Origin of the sequence: Pseudomonas sp. 39004 (assembly GCF_028682155.1) — a bacterium.
GTDB lineage: Bacteria > Pseudomonadota > Gammaproteobacteria > Pseudomonadales > Pseudomonadaceae > Aquipseudomonas > Aquipseudomonas capeferrum.
The window spans coordinates 1-6,019 of record NZ_JANIAG010000246.1 but is presented as its reverse complement, the minus strand read 5'-3'; the positions used below and the strand labels follow the sequence as shown (position 1 = coordinate 6,019).

Below are 6,019 nucleotides of genomic sequence, written 5' to 3'. Positions count from 1 at the left end.
AGTTTTGTGTCGGACAAATTGACACACCCACGACAGCGCTTTTAACCTAGCGCCCAGACATTGTAAATTGGTCTTACCAATTATCCAATGCCAGTGCTGACCAACAACAATTAGGGGCCACCCCATATGCAAACCTGGCAACAACTCTATAGCCCGCTTGGTAGTCTCGGCCTGTCCGCACTGGCGGCGGTCATCCCTATCGTGTTCTTCTTCCTTGCCCTGGCCGTGTTCCGCCTCAAAGGCCACGTGGCCGGCAGCATCACCCTCGGGTTGTCGATCCTGGTGGCGATCTTCGCCTTCCAGATGCCTGTCGACATGGCCTTGGCCGCCGCGGGTTACGGCTTCCTCTACGGCCTCTGGCCGATTGCCTGGATCATCGTTGCCGCGGTGTTCCTGTACAAACTCACGGTCAAGAGCGGCCAGTTCGAAGTCATCCGCAGCTCGGTGCTGTCGATCACCGACGACCAGCGCCTGCAAGTGCTGCTGATCGGCTTCTGCTTCGGTGCCTTCCTGGAAGGCGCGGCCGGCTTCGGCGCACCGGTGGCCATCACGGCCGCCTTGCTGGTGGGCCTGGGCTTCAACCCGCTGTACGCCGCCGGCCTGTGCCTGATCGCCAACACCGCACCGGTCGCCTTCGGCGCGCTGGGCATCCCGATCATCGTGGCCGGCCAGGTGACGGGCATCGACGCCTTCCACATCGGCGCCATGACCGGCCGCCAGCTGCCGCTGCTGTCGCTGTTCGTGCCGTTCTGGCTGGTGTTCATGATGGACGGCGTGCGCGGCGTGAAGGAGACCTGGCCTGCAGCCCTGGTCGCCGGCCTGAGCTTTGCCGTGACCCAGTACTTCACCTCGAACTTCATCGGCCCAGAGCTGCCCGACATCACCTCGGCCCTGGCCAGCCTGATCTGCCTGACCCTGTTCCTGAAAGTCTGGCAGCCCAAGCGCTCGTTCGCGCAAGCCAAGGGCAGCGTCGGCGCCGCCGTCGTGCAATCAAGCGGCAGCCAGCCTAGCCCGTACAGCTTCGGCGAGATCTTCAAGGCCTGGTCGCCGTTCCTGATCCTCACCGTGCTGGTCACCATCTGGACCTTGAAACCGTTCAAGGCCGCGTTCGCGCCGGGCGGTGCGATGTACAACTTCGTGTTCAACTTCGCCATCCCGCACCTTGACCAACTGGTGATCAAGACCGCCCCGATCGTTGCCGCGCCGACCGCCATGCCAGCGGTGTTCAAGCTCGACCCGATCTCCGCCACCGGCACCGCGATCTTCCTCTCGGCGCTGATCTCCATGGCGGTGCTGAAGATCAACTTCAAAACTGGTCTGACCACTTTCAAAGAGACGTTCTGGGAGCTGCGCTGGCCAATCCTGTCGATCGGCATGGTGCTGGCCTTCGCCTTCGTCACCAACTACTCGGGCATGTCCTCGACCATGGCCCTGGTACTGGCTGGCACCGGCGCCGCGTTCCCGTTCTTCTCGCCGTTCCTCGGCTGGCTGGGCGTGTTCCTGACCGGCTCCGACACCTCGTCCAACGCCCTGTTCAGCTCGCTGCAAGCCACCACCGCGCACCAGATCGGGGTCAACGACACCCTGCTGGTGGCCGCCAACACCAGCGGCGGCGTGACCGGCAAGATGATCTCGCCACAATCCATTGCCGTGGCCTGCGCCGCCACCGGCCTGGTGGGCAAGGAGTCCGACCTGTTCCGCTTCACCGTCAAGCACAGCCTGTTCTTCGCCACCATCGTGGGCCTGATCACCTTGGTCCAGGCTTACTGGCTGACCGGCATGCTGGTTCATCACTAAAGTGAAAGGGGCCGGGCGCCAAGGCGCGCCCGGCATTCCCCTCAAGCAACGCTGCGAGAATCCATGATCATTTCCGCCTCTACCGACTATCGCGCCGCGGCCCAACGCAAGCTGCCCCCCTTCCTCTTCCACTACGCCGACGGCGGCGCCTACGCCGAGCACACGCTGCGCCACAACGTCTCGGACCTGGCCAGCATCGCCCTGCGCCAGCGCGTGTTGAAGAACATGTCCGAGCTCAGCCTGGAAACCCAGCTGTTCGACGAAACCCTGAGCATGCCCGTGGCCCTGGCCCCGGTCGGCCTGACCGGCATGTACGCCCGCCGTGGCGAAGTGCAGGCGGCACGCGCCGCAGCAGCCCATGGCATCCCGTTCACCATGTCCACCGTGTCGGTGTGCCCGATCGAAGAAGTGGCCCCGGCCATCAACCGGCCGATGTGGTTCCAGCTGTATGTGCTCAAGGACCGCGGCTTCATGCGCAATGCGCTGGAGCGGGCCAAGGCGGCCGGGGTCAAGACCTTGGTGTTCACCGTCGACATGCCCGTGCCCGGCGCCCGCTACCGCGACGCCCACTCCGGCATGAGCGGCCGTAACGGCCCGATGCGCCGCGTGCTGCAAGCCATGACCCACCCCGAGTGGGCCTGGGACGTCGGCGTGATGGGCCGCCCGCACGACCTCGGCAACATCTCCAAATACCGTGGCAACCCCACCGGCCTTGCCGACTACATCGGCTGGCTGGGCAACAACTTCGACCCGTCGATATCCTGGAAAGACCTGGAGTGGATCCGCGACTTCTGGGAGGGCCCGATGATCATCAAGGGCATCCTCGATGCCGACGACGCCCGTGACGCGGTCAAGTTCGGCGCCGATGGCATCGTCGTGTCCAACCATGGCGGCCGCCAGCTCGACGGCGTGCTGTCCAGCGCCCGCGCGCTGCCGGCGATTGCCGATGCGGTCAAGGGCGAGCTGAAGATTCTCGCCGACTCCGGCATCCGCAGCGGCCTCGACGTGGTGCGCATGATCGCCATGGGCGCCGACACCGTGCTGATCGGCCGCGCCTTCCTCTGGGCGCTGGCCGTGCATGGCGAGGCCGGGGTGAAGAACCTGCTCGAACTGTTCGAGAAGGAAATGCGCGTGGCCATGGTGCTCACCGGCGCCAAGTCGATCAGCGAGATCACCCGCGACTCGCTGGTCCGCGAACTGGGCGCCTGAACGCCTGCACGAAACACCGCCTGATTGACCGGGGCATGCGGCGCACCAGACGCCGCGGCCCCGCGAGGAGATTGCATGAGCCTGCCCGCCGCGTTCCTGCGTGATGCCGAGCGCCTGATACCCGCCGAACGCCGTTTCGACGACCCCACCTCCACCCTGGCCTTTGGCACCGATGCCAGCTTCTATCGGCTGATCCCCAAGCTGGTGGTGCGCGTCGAGTCCGAGGACGAAGTGGTCGGCCTGCTGCAACTGGCCCAGCGCGAGCGCGTGCCGGTGACCTTCCGCGCGGCCGGCACCAGCTTGTCTGGGCAGGCCATCAGCGACTCGGTACTGATTGTGCTCGGCGACAACTGGAACGGCCGCGAAATCCGCGGCCAGGGCGAGCAGATCCGCCTGCAGCCCGGCGTGATCGGCGCCCAGGCCAACGCTTGGCTGGCACCGTTTGGGCGCAAGATCGGCCCAGACCCCGCCTCGATCAATGCCTGCAAGATCGGTGGCATCGTCGCCAACAACGCCAGCGGCATGTGCTGCGGCACCGCGCAAAACACCTACCACACCCTGGCCGGCCTGCGTTTGGTGCTGGCCGACGGCACCCGCCTGGACAGCGAAGACCCGGCCAGCGTCAGCGCCTTCGAGCACAGCCACGCCGACCTGCTCGAAGCACTGGCGCGTCTGGGCCGTGAAACCCGCGCCAACACCGAACTCGCCGACCGCATCCGCCACAAGTACCGGCTGAAGAACACCACCGGCCTGTCCCTCAATGCCCTGGTGGACTACGACCAGCCGCTCGACATCCTGCAGCACCTGCTGGTCGGGTCTGAAGGCACGCTGGGCTTCATCAGCGCCGTCACCTACGACACCGTGCCCGACCACCCGCACAAAGCCAGCGCCTTGCTGGTCTTCCCCAGCGTCGAAAGCTGCTGCCGCGCGGTCACCCTGCTCAAGCGCCAGCCGGTGTCTGCCGTAGAGCTGCTCGACCGGCGCAGCCTGCGTTCGGTGCAGAACATGCCCGGCATGCCGCTGTGGGTAAAAGGCCTGTCAGACAATGCCTGCGCATTGCTGATCGAGTCCCGCGCGGCCAGCCAGACGCTGCTGCATGAGCAACTGCAGCAGGTGATGGCGTCGATTGCCGAGTTCCCGCTGGAGCAGAAAGTCGAGTTCAGCGAAGACCCGGCGGTGTACAACCAGCTGTGGAAAATCCGCAAAGACACCTTCCCCGCCGTCGGCGCCGTGCGCCAGACCGGCACCACGGTGATCATCGAAGACGTGACCTTCCCCATCGAGCAACTGGCCGAGGGCGTGAACCGCCTGATCCAGCTGTTCGACAAGCACCACTACGACGAAGCGATCATTTTCGGCCATGCCCTGGAGGGCAACCTGCACTTCGTCTTCACCCAGGGCTTCAACAGCGCCGAGGAAGTGGCGCGCTACCAAGCCTTTATGGACGACGTGGCCCAACTGGTGGCCGTGGAGTTCGGTGGCTCGCTGAAGGCCGAGCACGGCACCGGCCGCAACATGGCGCCGTTCGTGGAGTTGGAGTGGGGCCATGACGCGTACCAGTTGATGTGGGCGCTGAAGCGCCTGCTCGACCCCAACGGCATCCTCAACCCCGATGTGGTGCTGAGCGAAGACCGCGATATCCACCTGAAAAACCTCAAGCCGCTGCCGGCCGCCGATGAAATCGTCGACAAGTGCATCGAGTGTGGCTTCTGCGAACCGGTGTGCCCGTCCAAGGGCCTGACCCTGAGCCCCCGCCAGCGCATCGTCATGTGGCGTGATATCCAGGCCAAGAAACGCGCCGGCATCGATACCCGAGCGCTGCTCAAGACCTACCAATACCAAGGCCTCGACACCTGCGCCGCCACCGGCCTGTGCGCCCAGCGCTGCCCGGTCGGCATCAACACCGGCGAGCTGGTGAAGAAGCTGCGCAGCCAGGCCGCCGAGCACGACAAGGCCGCCGACTGGCTGGCCGACCACTTCCACACGGCACTGAGCGGTGCCCGCCTGACCCTGACCGCCGCCAACACCGCCCGCAAGCTGCTCGGCGCCCCGCGCCTGGGCCGTTTGAGCACAGCGCTGAACAAAGCCAGCAAAGGCCGGCTGCCGCAGTGGACCCCAGCCATGCCACAGCCCCTGCGCAGCATCGACTTTGGCCCGGCGAGCCATGATGCCCGGCCACGGGTGGTGTACCTGGCGGCTTGCGTGTCACGCGTGATGGGGCCGGCCTATGCAGACCGGGAGCAAAGCTCATTGCTGGACAAGACCCGCGGGCTGCTGGAGAAGGCCGGTTACCAAGTGGTATTTCCGGAGAATGCCGACAGCCTGTGCTGTGGGCAGCCGTTTGCGTCCAAGGGGTACCCGGAGCAGGCTGAGCACAAGCGCCAGGAGCTGATCAACGCCCTGCTACATGCCAGCCGCGGAGGGCTTGACCCGATCTACTGCGACACCAGCCCGTGTACCTTGCGCCTGGTTCAGGACCTGGGGGAAACCCGCCTGGACCTGTACGACCCAGTGCGCTTCATTCGTAGCCATCTGCTGGACAGGCTGGAGTTCACCCCGCAGGAAGAGCCGGTGGCGGTGCATGTGACCTGCAGCACCCAGCACTTGGGGGAAAGCCAGGCGCTGATAGACCTGGCGCGGCGGTGCAGCAAGCAGGTGGTGATACCGGAAGGGATTCACTGTTGTGGGTTTGCCGGGGACAAGGGGTTTACCACGCCGGAGCTCAATGCACATTCGCTGCGGAGCTTGAAGGATGCGGTGCAGTATTGCAGTGAAGGGATTTCTACCAGCCGCACCTGTGAGATTGGGTTGTCCAGCCATAGTGGTATTGATTATCACGGGTTGGTTTACCTGGTGGATCGGGTGACGCGGGCGCGTAGTATTTGAAGCATGAGATGGCGTTATGGCTGACAGGTGTTCGCCAATGCATGTTCAGCGCCTAGGAGATCGAGCGCCGCCCGCGCGGCGCATCGCGAGCTAGGCTCGCTCCTACATTTGTTTCGGGCCAGTTATT

3 protein-coding genes are annotated in these 6,019 nt (G+C 64.9%); all 3 read left to right on the top strand.

The window, feature by feature from the left end; all coding sequences use genetic code 11:
- Positions 1-126: 126 nt before the first annotated feature.
- The 3 genes from NP534_RS25165 to NP534_RS25155 all read left to right on the top strand — a co-directional run bounded on the left by NP534_RS25165 (position 127) and on the right by NP534_RS25155 (position 5,892).
- Complete coding sequence (locus NP534_RS25165) at positions 127-1,797, top strand: lactate permease LctP family transporter (protein ID WP_033701618.1); 1,671 nt, start codon at positions 127-129, stop codon at positions 1,795-1,797.
- Positions 1,798-1,860: 63 nt separating this feature from the next.
- The gene (gene lldD / locus NP534_RS25160) at positions 1,861-3,006 is read left to right on the top strand and encodes an FMN-dependent L-lactate dehydrogenase LldD (protein ID WP_033701621.1); all 1,146 of its coding nucleotides are present in this window, start codon (positions 1,861-1,863) and stop codon (positions 3,004-3,006) included.
- 75 nt (positions 3,007-3,081) lie between these two features.
- On the top strand, positions 3,082-5,892 hold the full coding sequence (locus NP534_RS25155) for an FAD-binding and (Fe-S)-binding domain-containing protein (RefSeq protein ID WP_274100506.1): 2,811 nt from the start codon (positions 3,082-3,084) through the stop codon (positions 5,890-5,892).
- Positions 5,893-6,019: the final 127 nt, after the last annotated feature.

Excerpts from the sequence above, each read along its gene's own strand:
- NP534_RS25165 (WP_033701618.1), top strand. The coding sequence starts at position 127 with ATGCAAACCTGGCAACAACTCTATAGCCCGCTTGGTAGTCTCGGCCTG.
- NP534_RS25155 (WP_274100506.1), top strand. The coding sequence starts at position 3,082 with ATGAGCCTGCCCGCCGCGTTCCTGCGTGATGCCGAGCGCCTGATACCC.
- lldD (WP_033701621.1), top strand. The coding sequence starts at position 1,861 with ATGATCATTTCCGCCTCTACCGACTATCGCGCCGCGGCCCAACGCAAG.